The sequence below is a fragment of the Enterobacter wuhouensis genome, from assembly GCF_035835995.1.
Classification (GTDB): Bacteria; Pseudomonadota; Gammaproteobacteria; order Enterobacterales; family Enterobacteriaceae; genus Enterobacter; species Enterobacter wuhouensis.
In genome coordinates this window covers 1,498,242-1,521,736 of record NZ_CP142124.1, presented here as the reverse complement: position 1 = coordinate 1,521,736, position 23,495 = coordinate 1,498,242, and the positions used below count along the sequence as shown (strand labels likewise).

Sequence of the window (23,495 nt, the reverse complement as noted above, 5' to 3'; positions counted from 1 at the left end):
GCTTCTCTCCTGAAGGATTTTTATCTGCTAGTTCAGACTACCGCACTTTACGGAAAATTCCGTAACACCGCACCTTTTTGTGACGCCGACTACACTTTATTTTCATCAGGATAATGACCCTGGAAGGTGCATATGACTCATAAAACGCAGCATTTCTCGCTTAAGGTGCTGACGATAAACATTCATAAGGGCTTCACAGCATTTAACCGTCGCTTCATGTTACCGGAGCTACGCGACGCCGTGCGCACCGTCAGCGCGGACATTGTCTGCCTGCAGGAGGTGATGGGCGCGCACGACGTACACCCAATGCATGTCGAAAACTGGCCCGACACGCCGCACTATGAATTTCTGGCCGATACGATGTGGAGTGATTACGCCTACGGACGCAACGCCGTCTACCCGGAAGGCCATCACGGCAATGCCGTGCTGTCACGTTTTCCCATCGAATATTACGAAAATCGCGACGTCTCCGTGGGGGAAAGCGAAAAACGTGGGCTGCTATACTGCCGTATCACGCCCCCGGATCTGGCGTTCCCCGTTCATGTCGGCTGCGTGCATCTCGGGCTGCGCGAAGAGCACCGTCAGGCGCAGCTGCAGATGCTGGCCGACTGGAGCAACGCGCTGCCGGAAGGTGAACCGGTGGTCGTCGCTGGCGATTTTAACGACTGGCGGCAGCGGGCCAACCATCCGCTGAAGGTAAACGCCGGGCTGGAGGAGATTTTCACCCGCGCCAATGGTCGGCCTGCGCGGACGTTCCCGGTGCGTTTCCCCCTGCTGCGCCTTGACCGCATCTATGTGAAAAACGCCCATGCCAGCAGCCCTACCGCGCTGGCGTTACTCAACTGGCGACATTTATCAGACCATGCCCCGCTGAGCGCGGAGATCCACTTATGAAATGTACATGGCAGGAAGGAAACCGCATTACGCTGCTGGAAAATGGCGATAACTTTTATCCGGCGGTCTTTGAGGCCATTAGCCACGCGCAGCAGAAAGTCTTTCTTGAAACCTTTATCTGGTTTGAGGACAACGTGGGCAAGCAGCTGCACAGCGCGCTGCTGCATGCCGCCCGGCGCGGTATAACCATCGAGGTTCTGCTCGACGGGTACGGTTCGCCGGACCTTAGCGATGAATTTGTTAACGAGCTTACCTCCGCAGGCGTGGTGTTCCGCTACTACGATCCCGGCCCGCGCCTGTTCGGCATGCGCACGAATCTGTTCCGCCGTATGCACCGCAAAATTGTCGTGGTGGACGAAACGGTGGCGTTCGTGGGCGGCATTAACTACTCCGCCGAGCACATGTCGGATTACGGTCCTGAGGCGAAGCAGGACTACGCGATCCGCATTGAAGGGCCGGTGGTTCAGGACATTCAGCTATTCGTGCTGGAAAACTTACCCGGCAAAGAGGCCGCGCGCCGCTGGTGGCGACGTCGTCATCGCCCGGAAGAGAACCGCAGGCCCGGTGAGGCCCAGGCGCTGTTTGTCTGGCGGGACAACGAGGAGCATCGGGACGATATCGAGCGGCATTACCTCAAAATGCTGGCGAACGCGAAGCGTGAGGTGATTATCGCCAACGCCTACTTCTTCCCCGGCTACCGTATTTTGCACGCCATGCGCAACGCGGCCCGACGCGGGGTGAGCGTGAAGCTTATCGTGCAGGGCGAGCCCGATATGCCGATTGTGAAGGTGGGCGCGCGCCTGCTGTATCGCTATCTCGTCAAGAGCGGCGTTCAGATATATGAATACCGCCGCCGCCCGCTGCACGGCAAAGTGGCGGTGATGGATGACCACTGGGCAACCGTGGGTTCCAGCAACCTCGATCCGCTGAGCCTGTCGCTTAATCTGGAGGCGAACCTGATCATCCACGATCGCCAGTTTAATCATACCCTGCGCGAAAACCTTCAGGGGCTGATCGACAAGGACTGCGTGCGAGTGGATCAATCCATGGTGCCAAAACGCAGCTGGTGGAACGTTGGCGTCGGCGTGGTGGTGTTCCACTTCCTGCGCCACTTCCCGGCCATGGTCGGCTGGCTGCCCGCGCACACGCCGAAGCTTGCGCAGGTGGACCCGCCGGTTCAGCCCGAAATGGAAACCCAGGACCGCGTTGAGGCGGAAGACGGAGGGAAAACCTGATGTCAAAATCTCATCCACGCTGGCGTGTGGCGAAGAAAATCCTCACCTGGCTGTTCTTTATTGCCGTCGCGGTGCTGCTGGTGGTGTACGCCCAAAAAGTTGACTGGGAAGAGGTGTGGAAGGTTATCCGCAACTACAACCGGACGGTGCTGCTGGGTGCCGTTGGGCTGGTCATCGTGAGCTACCTGATGTACGGCTGTTATGACCTGCTGGGCCGGGCCTACTGCGGCCACAAGCTGGCCAAGCGTCAGGTGATGCTGGTGTCGTTTATCTGTTACGCCTTCAACCTGACGCTGAGCACCTGGGTCGGCGGGATTGGCATGCGCTATCGCTTATATTCGCGCCTCGGCCTGCCGGGTGGGACCATCACGCGCATTTTCTCGTTAAGCATCACCACCAACTGGCTGGGCTATATTTTGCTCGGCGGCGTGATCTTCACCATCGGCGTGGTGCAGCTGCCCGCGCACTGGTATATCGATGAAACCACGCTGCGGATTTTAGGCTTCGTGCTGCTGCTGATCATCGCCGTTTACCTGTGGGCCTGCGCCTTTGCCAAGCGTCGGCATATGACCATCAAAGGGCAAAAGCTGGTGCTGCCCTCGTGGAAGTTCGCGGTGCTGCAGATGGTGGTTTCCAGCGCCAACTGGATGGCGATGGGGGCGATTATCTGGCTATTAATTGGCGAAGACGTGAACTACTTCTTCGTGCTCGGCGTGCTGCTGGTGAGCAGTATCGCTGGCGTGATTGTCCACATACCGGCGGGGATCGGCGTGCTGGAAGCGGTGTTTATCGCGCTGCTTGCGGGGGAACATGTTTCTCAGGGGACAATCATCGCCGCCCTGCTGGCGTACCGCATGATTTATTACTTCCTGCCGCTGGCGCTGGCGACGGTCTGTTATCTGGCGCTGGAGAGTCGGGCGAAGAAGCTGCGGGCGAAGAATGAGAGGATGTTGGCGAAGTGAATAAGTCGGGTGGCGGCTTCGCCTTACCCGACCTACGGTTCGCGTTTCGTAGGCCGGGTAAGGCGAAGCCGCCACCCGGCAAAACAACCTTAACGACGGTTGCCCATAATACGCAGCAGCATCAGGAACAGGTTGATGAAGTCGAGATAGAGCGTCAGCGCACCGACAATCGAGTATTTGCGCAGCGTTGAACTGTCGCGCACGTCAATCTGCTCGCCGATGTTCTTCAGCTTCTGGGTGTCGTAGGCCGTCAGCCCGACGAAGACCACCACCCCAATGTAGGTTACGGCCCACATCAGCGCTTCGCTCTTCAGCCACAGGTTCACCAGCGACGCCAACACGATCCCAATCAGCCCCATAAACAGCATGCTGCCAAAACCGCTCAGATCACGCTTGGTGGTGTAGCCGTAGAGGCTCATCGCGCCAAACATCCCGCCGGTCACCACAAACGTGCTGGCGATGGAGGCGTAGGTATAGGCGATAAAAATACTGGAGAGCGTGAGCCCGGTCAGCACCGAATAGAGCATAAACAGCGTGGTAGCCATGCCGGCGCTGAGCTTATGCACCATACCGGAAAGGACAAAAACAACCGCCAGCTGCGCAATGATCAGGCCAAAGAAGGTTATTTTGCTCGAGAAGATAAACATCATGACTTCTGGCGTATTTGCCGCATACCACGCGATAAACGCGGTAAGCAGCAGGCCGACCGTCATCCAGCCGTACACCTGAGCCATATACGTCTGCAGGCCGCTACGGGTCTGCTGTACTATTGAATCGGAACGCGGAAATCGGTCCATGATTCACTCCTGATTAAGTTAACACACACGTTAAGACTAACACATCAAAGTAAACCTGTTACCAACGGCTGGCCGCCTGCTTGTCGCTGTCGCGGGATTCCACCCACCGGTCGCCTTCCGGCGTCGCTTCACGCTTCCAGAAAGGGGCTTTGGTTTTGAGGTAATCCATAATGAACTCCCCTGCCGCGAACGCGCTGCTGCGGTGCGCGCTGGTCACCCCGACAAAGACAATCTCCTCGCCTGGCCACATCTCGCCGATGCGGTGAATAACCGTGACGCGCCCCAGCGGCCAGCGGCCACGCGCCTCTTCCACAATCTCCGCCAACGATTTTTCCGTCATCCCCGGATAGTGCTCCAGCGTCAGCGCCTTCACGCTGTCGCCGAGGTTGTGGTTGCGCACTTTGCCGGTGAACGTCACCACCGCGCCGTCTTCATCACGCTCCGCCAGCCAGTCATATTCTGTGCCTACGTTAAAGCGTTCAGGGCCGACCAGAATTCGGGTTTCCGCCATCTTAGCCCCCTGTCACCGGCGGGAAGAAGGCCACTTCATCGCCTTCCTTCAGCGGGTGGGTGAGCTCCACCAGCGTCTGATTAACGGCTGCCAGCAGCTTGCCTTCATCCAGCGCTAGCGCCCAGCGGTCGCCTTGCGCGGCCAGATGCGCGCGCAGCGCGGCAACGTTTTCAAACGGCGCGTCCAGCGTCAGGCTGTCGGTATTGACCAGCTCGCGCACCTGCGCAAAAAAGAGCACTTTAATCATGGCTGTCCACCTTAAAATCACCGGATTTGCCGCCGCTTTTCGCCAGCAGGCGCACCGGGCCAATGACCATATCTTTCTGCACGGCTTTGCACATATCGTAGATAGTCAACGCCGCCACGGACGCCGCCGTCAGGGCTTCCATCTCAACGCCGGTTTTGCCCGTCAGGCGGCAGAGTGATTCAATGCGCACGCGGTTATGCTCCGGCTGCGCCTGCAGGTTCACTTCCACCTTGCTCAGCATCAGCGGGTGGCAAAGCGGAATTAAATCCCAGGTGCGCTTGGCGGCCTGGATCCCGGCGATGCGGGCGGTGGCAAAGACGTCGCCCTTGTGGTGACTGCCGTCGATAATCATCGCCAGGGTTTCTGGCAGCATGGTGACGAACGCCTCGGCGCGCGCCTCGCGCACGGTTTCGGCTTTGGCGGAAACATCCACCATATGCGCTTCACCGGCGGCGTTAATGTGGGTCAGTTGCGACATAGCTTATTTCTTTAAATGGGGATGAAAATTACACGGACGGGTGCGGGCATCCAGCTGCGGGGCGATAATGTTTTCCCACGCGGTGCGGCAGGCTTTGGTCGAACCCGGCATGGCGAAGATCAGCGTCTTGTTCGCCACGCCCGCCACGGCGCGCGACTGGAGCGTGGAGGTGCCAATCTCTTCAAAGGAGAGCATGCGGAACACCTCACCGAAGCCTTCAACCTCGCGGTCAAACAGCGGGATCAGCGCTTCCGGGGCCTGGTCGCCTGCGGTAAAACCGGTGCCGCCGGTGATCAAGACCACCTGCACCTCATCGCTGGCAATCCACTGTGACACCTGCGCGCGAATGGCGTAGCGGTTCTCTTTGACAATGGCTTTATCAACGACGTGGTGCCCGGCCTCGTGGGCCGCCTCGCGCAGCCAGTGGCCGGAGGTATCGTCCTCTTCACCACGGCGATCGGAAACGGTAAGAATAGCAATGCGTGTCGGGATAAATTCTGCGCTTGCCTGACTCATCTTCTGGTTCCTTCTAAGACTGTTTACCCGCCGATGTAGGACAGGTTCTGAGTAATGCCGGTGTTGCCCTGATGCAGGAAGTGGGTCTGTTTTTTATGCGTCAGCGCTTCAGAAATGCGCGCTTCAAGCGCCTCCTGCTGAGCGTCGTCTTCCAGCAGATCGCGAAGATCTACGCCGCCGTCGCCGAACAGGCAGAGATGCAGCTTGCCGACGGAGGAGACGCGCAGACGGTTACAGCTGGCGCAGAAATCTTTCTCATAGGGCATGATAAGCCCAATTTCCCCTTCGTAATCCGGGTGACAAAAGACCTGCGCCGGTCCGTCGCTGCGCTGGCGGATCTGGTGGATCCAGCCGCGTCTCAGCAGCGCGTCGCGCAGCACCATGCCGGAGATGTGATGACGGCGGAACAGCTCGCTGCCCTCGCCGGTTTCCATCAGCTCAATAAAGCGCAGCTGAATGCGGCGCGGTTTGATCCACGCCAGGAAGGTGTCCAGCTGATGATGATTCACATCACGCATCAACACCGTGTTGACTTTGACCTTGTCGAAGCCCGCAGTGAACGCCGCGTCGATGCCGTCCATCACCTGCTGGAACTTGTCCTGTCCGGTAATGGCGTGGAACTGTCGCGCATCGAGGCTATCGACGCTGACGTTGATCGCGGTCAGGCCCGCCTCGCGCCAGCTCGCCACGTCGCGCGCCATGCGGTAGCCATTGGTGGTAACCGCAATCTGACGGATACGCTCGTTTTCACGCACGGCGGCAATGATGTCGGGGAAATCACGACGCAGTGAGGGCTCCCCACCGGTCAGGCGGACTTTTTCCGTGCCGAGCTCAGAGAAGGCGCGCGTGACGCGGCGGACTTCATCGACGGAGAGAAAGCCGTTGTTGGTGACCTTACCCGGCCTGTAGCCGTCGGGAAGGCAATAGGTGCAACGGAAGTTGCACACGTCGGTAATCGACAGACGTAAGTAGAAAAACTTACGCGCGAAAGCATCAGTAAGTTGTGAAGCCATGTACACCTTTCCAGATACGGGAGGCACAGTCATTTCTTTCTGTACCCTGGTGGCAAATCCGCCACGGCCAGGGCGCCATATCGTTCGACACAGGCGCCAGGGCTAGAGTGTATGTTTTCAAATTCGAAAACGTGGTTATGGCGATAGTAGCGCGTAAATCATCACTTCGCCATTATCGCCTTACGCTATATAATTATCTATATAGCGCCATGATCGTGCATTTTCGCTACAGAATACCTAAAAGCAGCACTTTCGCATTGATATACGTCATTAAGCTACGGCTGAGGCATCGTCTTTTAGGGGTAGTTGGGTTACTGTTACGCAGATCGAATGAGATAAGGAATGTGTATGCGCAATCGCACTTTGGCGGATCTTGACCGCGTCGTCGCCCTCGGCGGGGGCCACGGTCTGGGACGGGTAATGTCGTCGTTATCCACCCTGGGGTCCAGATTAACAGGGATAGTGACCACGACCGATAATGGGGGATCTACCGGCCGGATCCGCCGCGCCGAGGGCGGAATAGCCTGGGGCGATATGCGTAACTGTCTGAACCAGTTAATAACAGAACCCAGCGTTGCCTCGGCGATGTTTGAGTACCGTTTTGGCGGGAACGGTGAATTATCGGGCCATAACCTTGGAAACCTGATGTTAAAGGCGCTGGATCACCTGAGCGTGCGCCCTCTCGAAGCCATCAACCTCATTCGAAACCTGCTTAAAGTCGATGCGTTTCTGATCCCCATGTCGGAACATCCGGTCGATTTAATGGCTATCGACGTGGAAGGGCATGAAGTTTACGGCGAAGTGAACATAGACCAGCTTCTGCTGCCGCCGGCAGAGCTAATGACCTACCCGAGCGTGCCTGCCACGCGCGAAGCGGTTGAAGCCATCAGCGAAGCGGATCTGATTTTGATTGGCCCGGGCAGTTTTTACACCAGCCTGATGCCGATCCTGCTGGTGAAGGAGCTGGCGCAGGCGCTGCGCAGAACGCCAGCCCCGATGGTCTATATCGGCAATCTTGGGCGTGAGCTGAGCCCGGCGGCGGCGAGCCTGTCGCTGGCGAACAAGCTGGAGCTAATGGAGCAGTACGTCGGTAAGAAAATTATCGACGGCGTGGTGGTAGGCCCGAATGTGGATGTGTCCGGTATTGGGGATCGGGTGGTGGTTCAGGAGCCGCTGGAAGCGAGCGACATCAAGTATCGCCACGACCGTCACCTGCTGCGCGAGGCGCTGGAGAAGGCGATTCAGGCATTGGGTTAGGGCCGCTTTGTGCGGCCTGATGCCCTCACCCCGGCCCTCTCCCACGGGGAGAGGGAGAAAACATGACCTTACTCACGATGCCGCGATGAACAGATCCCGCAGCTGATGCAGCTGGTCGCGGATCTGCGCCGCCTCTTCGAACTCCAGGTTCTGCGCGTGCTGCATCATCTGCCCTTCCAGCTCGTGGATTTTCTGCTGCAGCGCTTTCGGCGTCAGTACGACGGTATCCTCTTCCACCACGGAACGCGCCTTGCCGCGCCCTTTCGATTTGGTCTTGGCAATGTTCTGACCCAGCGCCAGAATGTCCACCACCTTCTTGTTCAGACCCTGCGGCGTGATGCCGTGCTCTTCGTTGTAGCGCTGCTGCTTCTCGCGGCGACGTTCCGTTTCGCCAATCGCTTTCGCCATCGACGGGGTAATCTTGTCTCCGTACAGAATGGCTTTCCCGTTGACGTTACGCGCGGCGCGGCCAATGGTCTGGATCAGCGAACGCTCGGAACGCAGGAAGCCCTCTTTGTCGGCGTCCAGAATGGCTACCAGCGACACTTCCGGCATGTCCAGACCTTCTCGCAGGAGGTTGATCCCCACCAGCACGTCGAACTCGCCCAGACGCAGATCGCGGATGATCTCCATGCGCTCTACGGTATCGATATCCGAGTGCAGGTAACGCACCTTCTCGCCGTGCTCTTCCAGATACTCCGTCAGGTCTTCCGCCATGCGTTTGGTCAGCGTCGTGACCAGCACGCGCTCGTTGATGGCGGAACGGGCGCGGATCTCGGAGAGCAGGTCGTCCACCTGCGTCGCAACCGGACGAACCTCGATAATAGGATCAAGCAGCCCGGTCGGACGCACCACCTGGTCCACCACGTCCTCGCCGGATTTCTCCAGCTCATAGTTGCCCGGCGTTGCCGATACGTAGATGGTCTGCGGCGCGAGCGCCTCGAATTCTTCAAACTTCATCGGACGGTTATCGAGCGCCGACGGCAGGCGGAAGCCGTACTCCACCAGCGTCTCCTTTCGCGCCCGGTCGCCGCGGTACATCCCGCCGATCTGCGGGATCGTGACGTGGGATTCGTCAATCACCAGCAGGCCATCCGCCGGAAGGTAGTCAAACAGGGTTGGCGGCGCTTCGCCCGGCCCGCGCCCGGAAAGGTAACGCGAGTAGTTTTCGATACCGGAGCAGTAGCCCAGCTCGTTCATCATTTCCAGATCGAACTGGGTACGCTGGCTCAAGCGCTGCTCTTCAAGCAGCTTGTTGTTCGCCAGGAGCACTTTACGACGATCGGCCAGCTCGACTTTGATATCTTCCATCGCCTGCACGATACGCTCGCGCGGCGTCACGTAGTGCGTTTTAGGGTAGACGGTAAAGCGCTGGATCGTCGACTCAACGTGTCCGGTCAGCGGGTCGAACAGCGACAGCCGTTCAACCTCTTCGTCAAACAGCTCAACGCGCAGCGCCATATCGTCCGATTCGGCCGGGAAGATGTCGATCACCTCCCCGCGCACGCGGAAGGTGCCGCGCTGGAACGCCTGGTCATTACGGGTGTACTGCAGCTCGGCCAGACGGCGCAGTATCGCGCGCTGGTCGATGATCATCCCCTGAGTCAGGTGCAGCATCATCTTCAGGTAAAGATCGGGATCGCCCAGACCGTAGATGGCTGAAACCGATGCCACCACAACAACATCGCGACGCTCCAGAAGCGCCTTCGTCGCCGACAGACGCATCTGCTCGATATGTTCGTTTACCGAGGCATCCTTCTCGATGAAGGTGTCTGAGCTGGGGACGTAGGCCTCAGGCTGGTAGTAATCGTAGTAGGAGACGAAATATTCCACCGCATTTTCCGGGAAGAACTCTTTCATCTCGCCGTACAGCTGCGCCGCCAGCGTTTTGTTGGGGGCAAGCACCATCGTGGGGCGTTGCAAATCCGCAATAACGTTAGCAACGGTAAAGGTTTTACCCGAACCGGTCACCCCCAGCAGCGTCTGGTGCGCCAGCCCGTCTTCCAGACCCTCTTCGAGACGACGTATCGCCTCAGGCTGATCGCCTGAAGGACGGAAAGCAGAATTCAATTTGAACGGTTTACTCATTGGCGACAACCTGATGACGTAAAAAGCGGCAGGTGAATAATTTTACTCGTTGTGGCCAGGAATGCCAGTAAAAAACACTGGATGAAAAACCAGTGGCATGTCAGGATATTTAGAGTAGCGCATGAATGATTAGCGCGATCCCGGTCGGAATTTAGACAGGGACAAGATAAAACACCAGCCGATACGGGTTATCCCCAGAAGTTTTCCTTTTTTAACATTTGTCAAGCTGTGTAATGGGCGTTTTAGGGCAGCGAGTGACACTTTCGTGACGGTGATTGCTTTTATCCAACCCTTTAATAATTAAACGATATTTCTTAAAGCCGCGTTTCGCACCAATTTGCGCGTAACCCGCGTATTCTCTCGCTTATCGCGTGTTTTCTAACTCTAATGCACATGGTTATCCACAGGAATAGTGGATAACTGCTTCCAGCCCATATGGCGCGCCACTCGGCAAATTCCCGGTTTTTCCCACGAAGCGGCGACAAAAAATTTTTATAGCTCTTTTTTGCTATTCATCAGCTGAGCCGCACATAACGTATTGGTGAGATCTTACTCACAATTCCGTCATCATGGCGCTGCACCATCCTCCTTCTCTCTCCAGCACTGTCGCGGTGCACTCCTGCAGCCTGCAGGCCGCAAAGCAGCGACTTATTCCTAAAAAAGGCTCTTTTTTAAACGATTTAAGGGTTCTGGCAGGCATTTTGCAGAAAATAGAATGAGCCTTGCCCATACGCATTTTAAGGAGAGAAAGATGTTGAGTCTGCGCGCAGTGAATCAGTTCTACGGAAGCCAACATACGCTATGGAATGTCGATTTAGATTTACCGAAAGGCTTATGCACCGGAATTGTGGGTTTACCCGGGATGGGCAAGACAACCCTGATGAACTGCATCACCGGTGCGTTACCGGTTGAGAGTGGTACGATCGTCTGGCATGAAGCCGGTGCCCCGCCCTGCGATTTGCTGAGCAAGATACCCGAGCAGCGTTCCCTGCTGGGCATTGGCTATGTTCCGCAGGACAGGCGGATCTTTTCCCAGTTGACCATAGAAGATAATTTGCACATTGCGGTGCGGGCAACGGGTATGCCTGATGCTGCGGTGAAAAGCGATATTTACGATCTTTTTCCACAGCTTTACGCCCTGCGGCAAACCCGCGCCAACGCCCTTTCACCGGAAGATCAGTATCAGCTGGCGCTGGCCAATGCGCTGGTCAATCGACCGCAGGTGCTGATTCTGGACGAGCCGATGCACGGCGCCGGACAGAGCTTCGCCCAGAAGCTAGGGCAGCTGCTGGTGAGGCTAAGTCAGGAGTTAGGGATGACGGTCCTGCTGGCAGAGCAGCAGCTGTCGTTTATCCGTCGGTTCGCGGATCGCTTCTGCATGCTTTATCGCGGGCGTAACGTGGCGCAGGGCCACGTTAACGAGCTTGATGATGAGCTTATCGCTCACTGGATGTCGCGAGAGGCAAGGCGCTGATATCGAGATAGCGGCCGGTCTCGACATTGTCCGCACCGTCAGGAAGCCACGGGATCTCGCCGAGGAACGGCGCGGGCAGCACGCGTCTGAGCGTTGCCAGATACTCCTGATGGCGTTTCCCCGGCGCAACCACGTCGTTAGCGATCCAGCCCGCCAGCGGCAGTCCTGCCTGCTGCACGGCCTGCGCCGTCAGCATCGCATGGTTAATGCAGCCCAGCTTCACGCCGACAACCAGGATCACCGGGAGACGCTCGGCCTGTACCCAGTCAGCAAAGGTCTGCTCTTGCGAAAGCGGCGTAAACCAGCCGCCCGCGCCTTCCACCAGCACCCACTCGGCCCGCTCTTCCAGCGAACGCAATCCGGCAGACAGCACGGCAAAATCTATCGGACGTCCTTCGTCGGCGCTGATGATGTGCGGCGAGGTCGGCTCGGCAAAGGTGTACGGATTCACCGCGGAATAGGCGAGTTCAATCGTGCTGTTGCGCTGGAGCGCCAGCGCGTCGGAATTGCGTAATCCGTCCGGCGTCATCTCGCTGCCGGAGGCAACGGGCTTATATCCTGCGGTGGATTTTCCCTGCAGGCGCGCGGCCTGCAGCAGCGCGGCGCTGGCCACCGTTTTACCCACTTCCGTATCCGTTCCGGTGACAAAATAGCGTTCAGCCACGTTCAATAACCCCATGAAATAGTTGATAAGAGAGCGGGAACTCACCCCGCTGCTGCGGCCAGGCCAGCTCGAGGCGCTGCAGCTGCCCGCGGGTCAGGGGTTTTCTCTCCCGCCCGGCGTGCAGGTGCGTAGCGCCAATCCCCTTGAGGGAGCGCATGGCGCTGAGCGCGTCGTCAAAATTGAGGGTGATGGTCTGCACCGCGCTGCGATAGCGCCAGCCGGACAGCGCCAGCGTCACCTGCTCGTGCGATAAGAAACGGTTCGCGTGCGGTTGCGCATCCACCGCTTTCCACGCCTGATTAAGCTCCGGCAGCGAGCTTTCCAGCAGCGTGGTAAAGGCCACCTTCCCGCCCGGTCGCGCTACGCGGTAAAGTTCAGCCAGCGCCTGCGGCAGGCTGGTGCACCACTGCACCGCCAGGTGGCTCCAGACCAGATCGAACTGCGCGTCCGCCAGCGGTATGGCTTCGATATCCGCCTGCAGATAGCGGTCTGCGGCCCGCTGCTGGCGCGCTTCATCAAGCATTTGTGCGGACAGGTCGAGAGCCGTGACGTGGCTTCCCGCGTCGCGCCAGTAGCGGCTGTTGCCTCCTGGCCCACAGCCGGCGTCCAGCACCTGCGGGAAATTATATTCACCGAGTGCGGCAAGCAGCCCCTTCGCGCTCTGTCGCTGCAGTTCATCATGCTGTGAATAGCTGCGCGCTGCCCTGCCAAAGGCCGCCGCGACGGCCTGCTTATTGACCGGCGACATGTAGCGCCTCCACAAGTGCATCGATATCCTGCGCCTCGTGCGCCGCCGTCAGGGTCAGCCGCAAACGGGCTGTCCCTGCGGGCACGGTTGGCGGGCGAATGGCGGTGGCCCACATTCCGCGCTCGCGTAGCCCGTCCGCCAGCGACAGCGCGCGGCTGTTGTCGCCTGCAATCACCGGCTGGATAGCGCTTTGAGAGTCCGTCGTCCGGAACGGCAGCGCGCGCAGCGCCTCGCGAAAGCGGGCGATGTGCCCGTTTAAGCGCTGGCGACGCTCTTCCCCCTCAGCGCTTCGGATCACCGCCAGCGAGGCGGATAACGCCACGGCCTGCGCGGGCGGCATGCTGGTGCTGTAAATCAGATGCCGCGCGAACTGCAGCAGGTAGTCGGCAACGGACTCGCTGCACAACACCGCCGCGCCGCTCGCGCCAAAGCCTTTGCCGAAGGTGACAATCAGCAGTTCGGGTTTAACATTCTGCAGGTGCGCGCTGCCGCGCCCCTCTTCGCCCATCACGCCAATGCCGTGGGCGTCGTCGACCAGCAGCCACGCGTTTTGCCGTTTTGCCGCCTCCTGCAGCGCGGCAAGCGGCGCGCTGTCGCCGTCCATGCTGAACACGCCCTCGGTGACCGCCAGCTGCTGTCCGTCGCAGGGTTTATCCAGCAGCGTAGCGAGCTGCCCCGCATCGTTATGGGCAAAGCGGCGCAGCTGAGCCGGGCTTAAATTTGCCGCCTCCAGCAGCGAGGCGTGGCTAAGCCTATCGGCAACAATACGATCGTCTTTGCCCATCAGCGCGGCAATCACCGCCTGATTGGCGGCAAAGCCGGAGATAAACAGCAGCGCGCGCGGATAGCCCAGCCAGTCGGCAAGCGCCTCTTCCAGCGCGCGGTGCGCGGTCGTGTATCCGCTCACGTGGCCCGAGCCGCCGCTGCCTACCCCGTAACGCTCCGCGCCCTGCTGCCAGGCGCGAACGATGGCCGGATGCTGGCTCAGCCCGAGGTAATCGTTGCTGGAGAAATTACAGAACCGCCGCCCCTCGCGGATCAGAAAACGGCCCGCGCCCTTCTCCACGACGTTGCGTACGCGAAAAGCGTCCGCCGCCCGACGCTCGTCCAGCGCGGTATTGATACGTGCCTGCCAGGTCATACGGCTGCCGCGTTGTAGAACTGGTCGGTATCGGCGTTGAAAATCTGCTGCTCCAGCTGCTGCTGCTGTTCGTTATCGCCCGTCAGCACCTCGGTCTGGTGCGGGTTCAGCCCCAGCTTGCGGAACAGCTGCACGTCTTTGTCCTCTTCCGGGTTCGGCGTGGTCAGCAGCTTGCAGCCGTAGAAGATGGAGTTGGCGCCCGCCATAAAGCACATTGCCTGCGTTTGCTCGCTCATCTGCTCGCGACCGGCAGAGAGGCGCACGAACGAGGTCGGCATCATGATGCGCGCCACCGCGATGGTGCGGATAAAATCAAACGCATCCACATCCTCGTTGTCCGCCATCGGCGTGCCCTTAACCTTCACCAGCATGTTGATCGGCACGCTTTCCGGCGGGGTCGGCAGGTTCGCGAGCTGCAGCAGCAGTCCGGCACGATCTTTCACCGTCTCACCTAAGCCCACGATACCGCCCGAGCAGACCTTGATCCCGGCCTCACGCACTTTATCCAGCGTGTCGAGGCGCTCCTGATAGGTACGCGTGGTAATGACGTTGCCGTAGAACTCCGGCGAGGTGTCGAGGTTGTGGTTGTAGTAATCCAGCCCCGCCGCCGAGAGGCGCTGCGCCTGTTCGTCGTTCAGCGTGCCGAGCGTCATGCAGGCTTCGAGGCCCATCTCCTTCACGCCTTTGACCATCTGCTCCAGATAGGGCATGTCGCGATCGTGCGGGTTTTTCCACGCCGCGCCCATGCAGAAGCGGGTCGAGCCGGCGTTCTTCGCCTTGCGCGCCGAGTCGAGCACCTGCTCCACCTCCATCAGCCGTTCGGACTCCAGGCCGGTTTTGTAGCGCGCGCTCTGCGGGCAATATTTGCAATCTTCAGGACAGGCACCGGTTTTGATCGACAGCAGCGTGCTGACCTGAACATGGCGGGGGTCGAAGTGCTGACGGTGCACCTGCTGCGCTTCAAACATCAGCTCCAGGAAAGGTTTATTGAATAATTCAGTGACTTGCGACATCGTCCAGCGTGCGTGGTGAGCCATTGGGCTTCTCCAAAGGGTTTTGTTAATTGTCGGTTCGGTTTATACTTGTAAACCTAAAACTTTTCAAAATGGTTTACAAGTCGATTATGACCCAGGACGATCTCGCCTTCGACAAGCAGCATATCTGGCACCCTTACACCTCCACCACCCGCCCGTTGCCCGTCTACCCCGTGGCCTCGGCCCACGGCTGCGAGCTGCATCTTGCTACTGGCGAACGGCTCGTTGACGGGATGTCCTCCTGGTGGGCCGCCATTCACGGGTACAACCACCCGCGCCTGAACGCGGCGATGAAGGCGCAGATTGACCAGATGTCGCACGTGATGTTTGGCGGAATCACCCATCAGCCCGCCGTGGACCTCTGCCGTCGTCTGGTGGCGATGACGCCTGACTCGCTGGAGTGCGTGTTCCTGGCCGATTCCGGCTCCGTGGCGGTGGAAGTGGCGATGAAAATGGCGCTGCAGTACTGGCACGCGAAGGGCGAAACCCGTCAGCGGTTCCTCACCTTCCGCAACGGCTATCACGGGGACACCTTCGGGGCGATGTCGGTGTGCGATCCGGACAACTCCATGCACAGCCTGTGGAAGGGCTATCTGCCGGAAAACCTGTTTGCCCCGGCCCCGCAGAGCCGCTTCGACGGCGAGTGGGACGAGATGGAAATGGTGGGCTTTGCGCGGCTGATGGCGGCGCATCGTCAAGACATCGCCGCCGTGATCCTGGAGCCGATTGTGCAGGGCGCAGGCGGAATGCGGATGTACCATCCGGAATGGCTGAGGCGTATTCGCAGGATGTGCGACCGCGAGGGCATTCTGCTGATTGCCGATGAGATCGCCACCGGCTTTGGCCGCACCGGCAAGCTGTTTGCCTGCGAACATGCGGGTATTGCGCCGGATATTCTGTGTCTGGGCAAGGCGCTGACCGGCGGCACCATGACGCTCTCCGCCACGCTCACGACCCGTCACGTTGCCGACACCATCAGCGACGGCGAGGCGGGCTGCTTTATGCACGGCCCGACGTTTATGGGCAACCCGCTGGCCTGCGCCGTCGCAAGCGAAAGCCTCACCATACTGGAGAGCGGCGAGTGGCAAACGCAGGTCGCGGCGATTGAGGCGCAGCTCAGGCAAGAGTTGGATGCGGCTTCTGCGTCAGAATTCGTCGCGGACGTTCGCGTGCTGGGCGCCATCGGGGTCATTGAAACAACGCATCCGGTCAACATGGCGGCGCTGCAGCGCTTCTTCGTTGAGCAGGGCGTGTGGGTGCGGCCGTTCGGCAAGCTTATCTACCTGATGCCGCCGTACAGCATCGCGCCGGAACAGCTGCGTCAATTAACCGACGCGGTCGTAACAGCCGTTAACATTCCGGCGCATTTCACGATTTAACCCCATGCGTTACACTTCCTGAACGAGCGATCAACGAGGGTAAACCGTATGAAAATCATCAGTAAAGATCTGCGCGACGGCGAAAAGCTGCCGGAGCGCCACGTTTTCAACGGCATGGGCTATCAGGGGGACAATATCTCCCCGCACCTGGCGTGGGACGAGGTTCCCGCCGGAACCAAAAGCTTTGTCGTGACCTGCTACGACCCCGACGCACCAACCGGCTCCGGCTGGTGGCACTGGATTGTGGCGAACCTGCCTGCCGACACGCGCGTGCTGCCGCAGGGTTCCGGTTCAGACCTGGTTGCCCTGCCTGAAGGCGCGATCCAGACCCGCACCGATTTTGGTAAAGCGGGCTACGGCGGCGCGGCGCCGCCAAAAGGGGAAACCCACCGCTATATCTTCACGGTGCACGCGCTGGATGTGGAGAAGATCGAGGTCGATGAAGGCGCAAGCGGCGCGATGGTCGGGTTTAACGTGCATTTCCACACGCTTGGCAGCGCGTCGATTACGGCGATGTATTCGTAATAGTGCGGGCTGATGCCCTCACCCCGGCCCTCTCCCACAGGGAGAGGGAGAAAACCGGGCAATTCCCTCTCCCTGTGGGAGAGGGTTAGGGTGAGGGCAAAAAAATCACAACACCGGCGGCAACAACCCTACCAGCCGCCCCTCTTCCAGAAGCTGCATCGCCTTATCAATATCCGGCGCAAAGAAGCGGTCGTCATCGTAGTGAGATACATGCTCGCGCAGCGCATGACGCGCCTGCTCCAGCAGCGGGCTGGATTTTAGCCCTTCGCGCAGGTCGATACCCTGACACGCCGCCAGCCACTCAACGGCCAGCACGCCGCGGGTGTTAGAGGCCATTTCCCACAGGCGACGCCCGGCAGCCGGGGCCATCGAAACGTGATCTTCCTGGTTCGCTGACGTTGGCAGGCTGTCCACGCTGTGCGGATGCGACAGCGCTTTGTTCTCGCTCGCCAGCGCTGCGGCCGTCACCTGCGCAATCATAAAGCCCGAGTTGACCCCGCCGTTACGCACCAGGAACGGCGGCAGCTGGGACATATGCTTGTCCATCATCAGCGCGATACGACGCTCGGACAACGCGCCCACCTCGGCAATCGCCAGCGCGAGGTTATCCGCCGCCATCGCCACCGGCTCGGCGTGGAAGTTGCCTCCGGAGACCACCTCGTTTTCCTCGGCGAACACCAGCGGGTTATCGGACACCGCGTTGGCTTCCACCAGCAGCACCTCGGCTGCCTGGCGCAGCTGCGTCAGGCACGCGCCCATCACCTGCGGCTGGCAGCGCAGGGAATACGGGTCCTGAACCTTCTCGCAGTTATGGTGTGAATCGGCAATTTCGCTGGTGTCGGTAAGCACGTGACGGTACATCGCGGCGGCATCGATCTGCCCGCGCTGGCCGCGCACCTCGTGAATTCGCGCATCGAACGGGCGACGCGAGCCCAGCACGGCTTCGGTGGTTAGCGCACCGCACACCACCGCCGAGGCAAACAGATCTTCCGCTTCAAACAGGCCGCGCAGCGCGAAAGCGGTCGATGCCTGCGTGCCGTTGAGCAGCGCCAGCCCCTCTTTCGCCGCCAGCGTGATCGGCGCCAGGCCCGCTTTTTGCAACGCCTCCTTCGCAGGAAGCCACTCGCCCTGCCAGCGCGCCTGGCCTTCGCCGAGCAGCAGCAGCGACATGTGCGCCAGCGGCGCAAGATCGCCGGATGCCCCAACGGAGCCTTTTGCCGGGATCCACGGATAGACTTCTGCATTCACCAGCGCCATCAGCGCCTGGATCACGCTCAGGCGAATGCCGGAGAAACCGCGCGCCAGGCTGTTGATTTTGAGCACCATCATCAGGCGAACAATCTCATCATCCAGCGGCTGACCCACGCCCGCCGCATGTGACAGCACCAGCGAACGCTGTAAGTTTTCCAGATCGTGCGTGGCGATGCGGGTCTGCGCCAGCAGCCCAAAGCCGGTGTTAATCCCGTAGGCGGTGCGCCCCTCGGCCACAATCGCCTCCACGCAGGCTACGCTGTCGTTAATGGCGGCATGGGCACTTGCATCCAGCGAAAGGGTGACCGGTTTACGCCAGACGTTACGCAGCTGCGTGAGCGTCAGCGAGCCGGGAGTCAGTGTTAATGCATTCATTATTGCTTTCCTTGTGTGGCAGGGATCATCGGCAGGTTCAGCCCCTGCTCTTTGGCACAGTCAATGGCAATTTCGTAACCCGCATCCGCGTGACGCATCACGCCGGTAGCCGGGTCGTTGTGCAGCACGCGAGCGATACGCGCGGCAGCTTCATCGGTTCCGTCGCAAACGATGACCATCCCCGAATGCTGGGAGAAGCCCATCCCGACGCCGCCGCCGTGGTGCAGCGACACCCAGGTCGCGCCGCTGGCGGTATTCAGCAGGGCGTTCAGCAGCGGCCAGTCGGACACGGCATCGGAGCCGTCGCGCATGGCTTCGGTTTCGCGGTTCGGGCTGGCGACGGAGCCGGAGTCCAGATGGTCGCGGCCAATGACGATCGGTGCGGAGACTTCACCGCTGCGCACCATTTCGTTGAAGGCCAGACCCAGCTTTTGCCGCCACTCCAGCCCAACCCAGCAGATACGCGCCGGCAGGCCCTGGAAGTTAATGCGCTCGCGGGCCATGTCCAGCCAGCGGTGCAGGTGTTCGTCGTCGGCGACGATCTCCTTTACTTTGGCGTCGGTTTTGTAGATATCCTCCGGGTCGCCGGACAGGGCAACCCAGCGGAACGGTCCAATGCCGCGGCAGAACAGCGGGCGGATATAGGCCGGAACGAATCCCGGGAAGTCGAACGCGTTAGTCACGCCCATCTCTTTCGCCATCTGGCGGATGTTGTTGCCGTAGTCAAAGGTCGGAATGCCCATCTGGCTAAAGGCCAGCATGGCGGAGACGTGTTCTGCCATGGCGCGTTTCGCAGCGAGTACCGTACCTTCCGGGTCGGTTTCCGCTTTTTGCTGATAGTCTTCCCACGTCCAGCCTTTTGGCAGGTAACCGTGCAGCGGATCGTGGGCGCTGGTCTGGTCGGTAACCAGATCCGGGCGCACGCCGCGGGCGACGAGCTGCGGGAGAATGTCCGCCGCGTTGCCGCACAGGGCAATCGACATGGCTTTGCCTTCGGAGGTGTATTTTTTGATGCGCGCCAGCGCGTCGTCCAGGTCGGTGGCCTGTTCATCGACGTAGCGGGTACGCAGGCGGAAATCAATGCGGCTCTGCTGGCACTCAATGTTCAGCGAGCACGCACCGGCAAGCGTGGCGGCCAGCGGCTGCGCGCCGCCCATGCCGCCAAGACCCGCGGTGAGCACCCAGCGGCCTTTGAGCGAGCCGTTATAGTGCTGGCGACCCGCCTCGACGAAGGTTTCGTAGGTGCCCTGCACAATCCCCTGGCTGCCGATGTAGATCCAGCTTCCCGCCGTCATCTGGCCGTACATCGCCAGCCCTCTGGCATCCAGCTCGTTGAAGTGCTCCCAGGTCGCCCAGTGCGGCACCAGGTTAGAGTTGGCAATCAGCACGCGCGGCGCGTTCTTGTGGGTTTTGAATACGCCAACCGGCTTGCCGGACTGCACCAGCAGGGTTTCGTCGGATTCAAGGTTGGTGAGGGACTCGACAATGGCGTCATAGCATTCCCAGTTGCGCGCGGCGCGGCCTATGCCGCCGTAGACCACCAGCTCGTGGGGGTTTTCCGCTACCTCAGGATCAAGGTTGTTCATCAACATGCGCAGCGGGGCTTCGGTGAGCCAGCTTTTGGCGGTGAGGGTGGTGCCGCGCGGCGCGCGGACATCCTGCTGGCGGTATTTACCTGACGACATTGTGTGCTCCTCATACGGGACAGATGATGTATTTAGATATACTTGTATAGACAAGCACACACAAGGCAGCATTTAACAAAAAAGATACAATTTTGCTATATTGCGTTAGCGATCACGCTTATAAAACTTATGACATGAAGTGGCCCTGCAGCCGGTAGCGGTTACCCGGGAAAAGCAGCCGGGCATGCGACACAATGTGCGACGAGGACCAGGTCCGGCGGCGGATCAGCAGGCACGGATCGTGCTCTTTAATGCGCAGCCGCTCGCACTCCTGCGGCGTGGCGCGTACCGCTTCTACGATGTGCTCCCCTTCCGTCAGCGGCGCAACCAGCGAGAGATAGGCGTGCGGCGTGGTCTGGGTGTAATCCTGATTTAGATAGTCCGGCACGCGCCCGGCGTTGACGCAGCGGTCTTCAATCTGCACCGGAATGTCGTTCTCGTAATGCACCATCACCGAATGAAAAATGCGGGTTCCTTCTTTGACGTTAAGCTCCAACGCCTGCTCGGCGCTGGCCAGCGTCTCCTCGAGCACCAGCACCTCGCAGCGGTGCTGATGGTTTCGCGCGGCAATTTCGTCCGCAATGCTGCGGATCTCAAAGAGCGCCGACTGTCCTTTTGGCTCGGCAACAAAGGTGCCGACGCCCTGCAGACGCACCAGCAGCCCTTCGTCGGTAAGCTCACGCAGCGCCCGGTTGATGGTCATCCGGCTAAAGCCAAACTGCGCGACCAGCTCCGCCTCCGACGGAATGCGATCGTGCGGACGCCAGACGCCCGCCGCGATTTTTTCGCTGATCGCCTGCTTCACCTTTTCATAGAAAGGCGCGGGAGGGCTCGGTTGCGACAGGGGCGAGCGTGAAAACATCATGACTCCTTACAGGGTGTTATGCCCACCAGTGAGCAATTTGCCAGGCCAGACGGGCGGCGAGTTTTGCCCCCTGCCCGTCCCGATCGTAGTGCGGGTTAAACTCTACCAGATCGGCAGCCTGCAGCTTTCCGCTGCGGCAGATTTTTTCAATGACCGGCATGAGATCAAGCGCCGGTACGCCTAACGCTGCAGGCGCGGAAACCGCGGGCATTTCGCCTGCGGGCAGCACGTCCAGGTCGACGGTCAGATAAACGCGGTCGGCCTGCGCCAGCACCGTTTCGAGCGACGACAGCGCCTCGCGGCGAAAATGAAGGTCCTCCACCAGCGTAACGTTCAGGCGTTCCGCCTCATCCCACAGCGCCTGGGTATTCGCCGCGCGGCTTACGCCAAAACAGGCGTACTGAAATTCGCGCGCGCGTTCATTACAGTAGCGCGCCAGCTGGCGAAACGGGGTCCCGGAGGTAGCGCGATCGGCGTTGCGCAGATCCAGATGCGCATCAAGATTAATCACCGCCACGCGCTCGTTCGGAAAGGCTTCCAGCACGGCGCGACCGTGCGCCCAGGCGGTTTCATGCCCGCCGCCAAAGACAAGGGTGCGCATTCCCGACTGCTGACACGCCGCTACCGCATCGCTTAATGCCTGCTGTGCGGCTTCAAGCTCCTCGCCCTCGACATAAATCGAGCCCATATCCGCAAGCCGTTCATGTCCCTGATGGCTGGCCATGTTCGCCAGCGCCTTGCGTAGCACGTCGGGCGCCTCTGCGGCTCCCGGCCTGCCGTGATTGCGCCTGACTCCCGCATCACATTCAAAGCCTATCAACGCAATGCCTGACGAAAGCGGGATGAACTGCGCCTGCCGGTGCAGGGTCTGGAAAATACGCCTGGCGTTGCTGGCTTCGGCGCTATCGTCACGCCCCTGCCAGACGTCAGGTGATACGGGTTGCCACAGCCTCATACCGCGGTCCCTCGAAATACGCGCTGATACAACGGATTACGTCCCGGTTCGTAGACCATCTCCACCGGGTTTTGCGCATCCCAGACGATAAAATCGGCGACGTATCCGGCCCGCAGCTGCCCGTGCGTCTCGCCGCGCCCCAGGGCCTTCGCGGCATGCCGCGTCACGCCGGCCCAGGCTTCCTCTGGCGTAAGGCCAAACTGCACGCAGGCCATGTTCATCGCCAGATGAATGCTGGCAAAGGGGCTGGTCCCCGGGTTGTAGTCGGTGGCGACCGCCATTGGCACGCCATATTTGCGGAGCTGCGCAACCGGCGGTCGCTGGCGCTCCTGAAGAAAATAGAAGGCACCGGGCAACAGCACGGCAACGGTACCGCTTTGCGCCATCGCCTGAACGCCAGCGTCATCAAGGTATTCGATATGGTCCGCAGAAAGGCCTTTATAGCGGCTGACCAGCGCCGCGCCGCCCAGATTCGACAGCTGCTCCACGTGCCCTTTCACCGGAATACCCAGCGCGGTAGCCGCCTGGAAAACCCGCTCGGTTTGTGCAGGCGTGAAGCCAACCTTTTCACAAAAGACGTCCACCGCGTCGAATAACTCCCTCTGCCACAGCGCGGGGATAATCTCGTCGCACACCCGCGTGATATAGGCGTCGGGCTCCTGCCGGTATTCCGCCGGAACCGCATGCGCAGCGAGGAGCGTAGGGCTGATATCAATCGGATTGTTGAGGCCCAGCTGGCGGGCAACCTGCAGCATCTTCTCTTCGGCATCGGCGTTCAGCCCGTATCCCGATTTGATTTCAACGGTCGTGACGCCTTCGTTCATCAGACGTTCAAGGCGGCTTTGCGCAACGTTCAGCAGGGCATCAGTTGAGCTGCCGCGCGTGGCCGTCACGGTGGCGTTGATTCCACCGCCCTGCTCGCTGATGGTCTGGTATAAAACGCCATTGAGACGCTGCTCCCATTCCGCCGCGCGATCGCCGCCGAAAACCAGATGGGTATGGCAGTCGATCAGGCCCGGCGTCACCAGCCGCCCGCCGAGATCGACGCCGTTGCGATGTCCCGCGGGAATATCGGACTCGGGAATTACGGCCAGGATGGTCTGGCCTCGAACCACCAACGCGTATTGCTCTCTCAGGCCGTACGGCGCGGGGTCATCTGCAACCATTGTTGCCAGTCGCGCATTTCGCCATATCACATCGTCGGGATGAAGCTGCTGCATGGGCATTCCACTTGTCATGGGTTGTATAGACATTTATTTTCATCTGCTGCCTGCTGTCAACCGCCTTTCGCGAATATGTTATTTATTTGTGATGAATTTCCCGCGTGCTGCGCGGGAAAATGCAACTTTTACCCTTTTTATCTTCCCGTTTCGCTCAACTTAGTATAAAAAAGCAGGCTAT

Annotated in this window: 23 protein-coding genes and 1 riboswitch; of the genes, 7 read left to right on the top strand and 16 right to left on the bottom strand. The window is 59.9% G+C overall.

The annotated features are described in order from the left end of the window. Positions 1-132 precede the first annotated feature (132 nt). Genes VPX56_RS07280 through VPX56_RS07270 form a run of 3 tightly spaced genes read left to right on the top strand, consistent with a single transcriptional unit; the run spans position 133 to position 3,091 of the window. Positions 133-894 (top strand): endonuclease/exonuclease/phosphatase family protein, encoded by a 762-nt coding sequence (locus VPX56_RS07280; RefSeq protein ID WP_131632985.1) that lies wholly within the window; start codon positions 133-135, stop codon positions 892-894. Then, positions 891-2,129 carry a cardiolipin synthase ClsB gene (gene clsB, locus VPX56_RS07275; RefSeq protein WP_326470801.1) on the top strand — a complete coding sequence of 413 codons (1,239 nt, stop codon included), beginning with the start codon at positions 891-893 and terminating at the stop codon, positions 2,127-2,129. Before VPX56_RS07280 ends, clsB begins: the two co-directional genes overlap by 4 nt. Then, positions 2,129-3,091 carry a lysylphosphatidylglycerol synthase domain-containing protein gene (locus VPX56_RS07270; RefSeq protein ID WP_263611197.1) on the top strand — a complete coding sequence of 321 codons (963 nt, stop codon included), beginning with the start codon at positions 2,129-2,131 and terminating at the stop codon, positions 3,089-3,091. The genes clsB and VPX56_RS07270 overlap by 1 nt, the downstream gene beginning before the upstream one ends. An 89-nt stretch (positions 3,092-3,180) precedes the next feature. Here the strand turns inward: VPX56_RS07270 and VPX56_RS07265 are convergent, their stop codons facing one another. The 6 genes from VPX56_RS07265 to moaA all read right to left on the bottom strand — a co-directional run bounded on the left by VPX56_RS07265 (position 3,181) and on the right by moaA (position 6,653). Next, on the bottom strand, positions 3,181-3,888 hold the full coding sequence (locus VPX56_RS07265) for a Bax inhibitor-1/YccA family protein (RefSeq protein ID WP_326470798.1): 708 nt from the start codon (positions 3,886-3,888) through the stop codon (positions 3,181-3,183). Positions 3,889-3,946: 58 nt separating this feature from the next. Then, positions 3,947-4,399 (bottom strand): molybdopterin synthase catalytic subunit MoaE, encoded by a 453-nt coding sequence (gene moaE, locus VPX56_RS07260; protein WP_326470796.1) that lies wholly within the window; start codon positions 4,397-4,399, stop codon positions 3,947-3,949. A 1-nt stretch (position 4,400) separates the two neighbouring features. Then, positions 4,401-4,646 (bottom strand): molybdopterin synthase sulfur carrier subunit, encoded by a 246-nt coding sequence (gene moaD, locus VPX56_RS07255; protein WP_326470794.1) that lies wholly within the window; start codon positions 4,644-4,646, stop codon positions 4,401-4,403. Further along, positions 4,639-5,124, bottom strand: a complete 486-nt coding sequence (gene moaC / locus VPX56_RS07250) for a cyclic pyranopterin monophosphate synthase MoaC (protein ID WP_008501142.1) — start codon at positions 5,122-5,124, stop codon at positions 4,639-4,641. The genes moaD and moaC overlap by 8 nt, the downstream gene beginning before the upstream one ends. Positions 5,125-5,127: 3 nt before the next feature. Further along, a complete protein-coding gene (gene moaB / locus VPX56_RS07245) occupies positions 5,128-5,640 on the bottom strand; it encodes a molybdenum cofactor biosynthesis protein B (protein ID WP_326470792.1) in 513 nt (170 codons plus the stop codon). 23 nt (positions 5,641-5,663) lie between these two features. Next, positions 5,664-6,653, bottom strand: coding sequence for a GTP 3',8-cyclase MoaA (gene moaA, locus VPX56_RS07240; RefSeq protein WP_131632992.1), 990 nt, complete (start codon positions 6,651-6,653; stop codon positions 5,664-5,666). After that, positions 6,641-6,775: riboswitch (molybdenum cofactor riboswitch) on the bottom strand. It overlaps the preceding gene by 13 nt. A 226-nt stretch (positions 6,776-7,001) precedes the next feature. On the opposite strand from moaA, the gene yvcK reads away from it, so the two are divergent. Beyond that, on the top strand, positions 7,002-7,910 hold the full coding sequence (gene yvcK / locus VPX56_RS07235) for a uridine diphosphate-N-acetylglucosamine-binding protein YvcK (RefSeq protein WP_131632993.1): 909 nt from the start codon (positions 7,002-7,004) through the stop codon (positions 7,908-7,910). 72 nt (positions 7,911-7,982) lie between these two features. Here the strand turns inward: yvcK and uvrB are convergent, their stop codons facing one another. After that, positions 7,983-9,998 carry an excinuclease ABC subunit UvrB gene (gene uvrB / locus VPX56_RS07230; protein WP_131632994.1) on the bottom strand — a complete coding sequence of 672 codons (2,016 nt, stop codon included), beginning with the start codon at positions 9,996-9,998 and terminating at the stop codon, positions 7,983-7,985. A gap of 751 nt (positions 9,999-10,749) precedes the next feature. Between uvrB and VPX56_RS07225 the strand changes: the two genes are divergently transcribed. Continuing rightward, positions 10,750-11,472 carry an ABC transporter ATP-binding protein gene (locus tag VPX56_RS07225; protein WP_131632995.1) on the top strand — a complete coding sequence of 241 codons (723 nt, stop codon included), beginning with the start codon at positions 10,750-10,752 and terminating at the stop codon, positions 11,470-11,472. Here the strand turns inward: VPX56_RS07225 and bioD are convergent. Genes bioD through bioB form a run of 4 tightly spaced genes read right to left on the bottom strand, consistent with a single transcriptional unit; the run spans position 11,435 to position 15,062 of the window. After that, positions 11,435-12,136 carry a dethiobiotin synthase gene (bioD, locus tag VPX56_RS07220; RefSeq protein WP_326470788.1) on the bottom strand — a complete coding sequence of 234 codons (702 nt, stop codon included), beginning with the start codon at positions 12,134-12,136 and terminating at the stop codon, positions 11,435-11,437. The genes VPX56_RS07225 and bioD overlap by 38 nt on opposite strands. After that, positions 12,129-12,884: a malonyl-ACP O-methyltransferase BioC gene (gene bioC / locus VPX56_RS07215; protein WP_326470786.1), complete on the bottom strand. Its 756-nt coding sequence runs from the start codon at positions 12,882-12,884 to the stop codon at positions 12,129-12,131. Before bioC ends, bioD begins: the two co-directional genes overlap by 8 nt. Next, positions 12,868-14,025 carry an 8-amino-7-oxononanoate synthase gene (gene bioF / locus VPX56_RS07210; protein WP_326470784.1) on the bottom strand — a complete coding sequence of 386 codons (1,158 nt, stop codon included), beginning with the start codon at positions 14,023-14,025 and terminating at the stop codon, positions 12,868-12,870. Before bioF ends, bioC begins: the two co-directional genes overlap by 17 nt. After that, positions 14,022-15,062 (bottom strand): biotin synthase BioB, encoded by a 1,041-nt coding sequence (gene bioB / locus VPX56_RS07205; RefSeq protein WP_326470782.1) that lies wholly within the window; start codon positions 15,060-15,062, stop codon positions 14,022-14,024. The genes bioF and bioB overlap by 4 nt, the downstream gene beginning before the upstream one ends. 68 nt (positions 15,063-15,130) lie before the next feature. On the opposite strand from bioB, the gene bioA reads away from it, so the two are divergent. Together bioA and VPX56_RS07195 are read left to right on the top strand one after the other, a co-directional pair. After that, the gene (bioA, locus tag VPX56_RS07200; RefSeq protein ID WP_326470780.1) at positions 15,131-16,438 is read left to right on the top strand and encodes an adenosylmethionine--8-amino-7-oxononanoate transaminase; all 1,308 of its coding nucleotides are present in this window, start codon (positions 15,131-15,133) and stop codon (positions 16,436-16,438) included. Positions 16,439-16,486: 48 nt separating this feature from the next. Continuing rightward, positions 16,487-16,963 (top strand): kinase inhibitor, encoded by a 477-nt coding sequence (locus tag VPX56_RS07195; protein WP_024908770.1) that lies wholly within the window; start codon positions 16,487-16,489, stop codon positions 16,961-16,963. Between the two features lie 105 nt (positions 16,964-17,068). On the opposite strand, the gene hutH is transcribed toward VPX56_RS07195, so the two are convergent. From hutH to hutI, 5 genes are all read right to left on the bottom strand, one after another. Then, the gene (hutH, locus tag VPX56_RS07190; RefSeq protein ID WP_326470778.1) at positions 17,069-18,589 is read right to left on the bottom strand and encodes a histidine ammonia-lyase; all 1,521 of its coding nucleotides are present in this window, start codon (positions 18,587-18,589) and stop codon (positions 17,069-17,071) included. Next, positions 18,589-20,274 carry a urocanate hydratase gene (gene hutU / locus VPX56_RS07185; RefSeq protein WP_326470776.1) on the bottom strand — a complete coding sequence of 562 codons (1,686 nt, stop codon included), beginning with the start codon at positions 20,272-20,274 and terminating at the stop codon, positions 18,589-18,591. The genes hutH and hutU overlap by 1 nt, the downstream gene beginning before the upstream one ends. A gap of 127 nt (positions 20,275-20,401) precedes the next feature. Beyond that, on the bottom strand, positions 20,402-21,136 hold the full coding sequence (locus tag VPX56_RS07180) for a histidine utilization repressor (protein ID WP_326471987.1): 735 nt from the start codon (positions 21,134-21,136) through the stop codon (positions 20,402-20,404). 19 nt (positions 21,137-21,155) lie between these two features. Further along, on the bottom strand, positions 21,156-22,094 hold the full coding sequence (gene hutG, locus VPX56_RS07175; protein ID WP_326470774.1) for a formimidoylglutamase: 939 nt from the start codon (positions 22,092-22,094) through the stop codon (positions 21,156-21,158). Then, positions 22,091-23,314 carry an imidazolonepropionase gene (hutI, locus tag VPX56_RS07170; protein ID WP_326471985.1) on the bottom strand — a complete coding sequence of 408 codons (1,224 nt, stop codon included), beginning with the start codon at positions 23,312-23,314 and terminating at the stop codon, positions 22,091-22,093. The genes hutG and hutI overlap by 4 nt, the downstream gene beginning before the upstream one ends. Between the last annotated feature and the right edge of the window lie 181 nt (positions 23,315-23,495).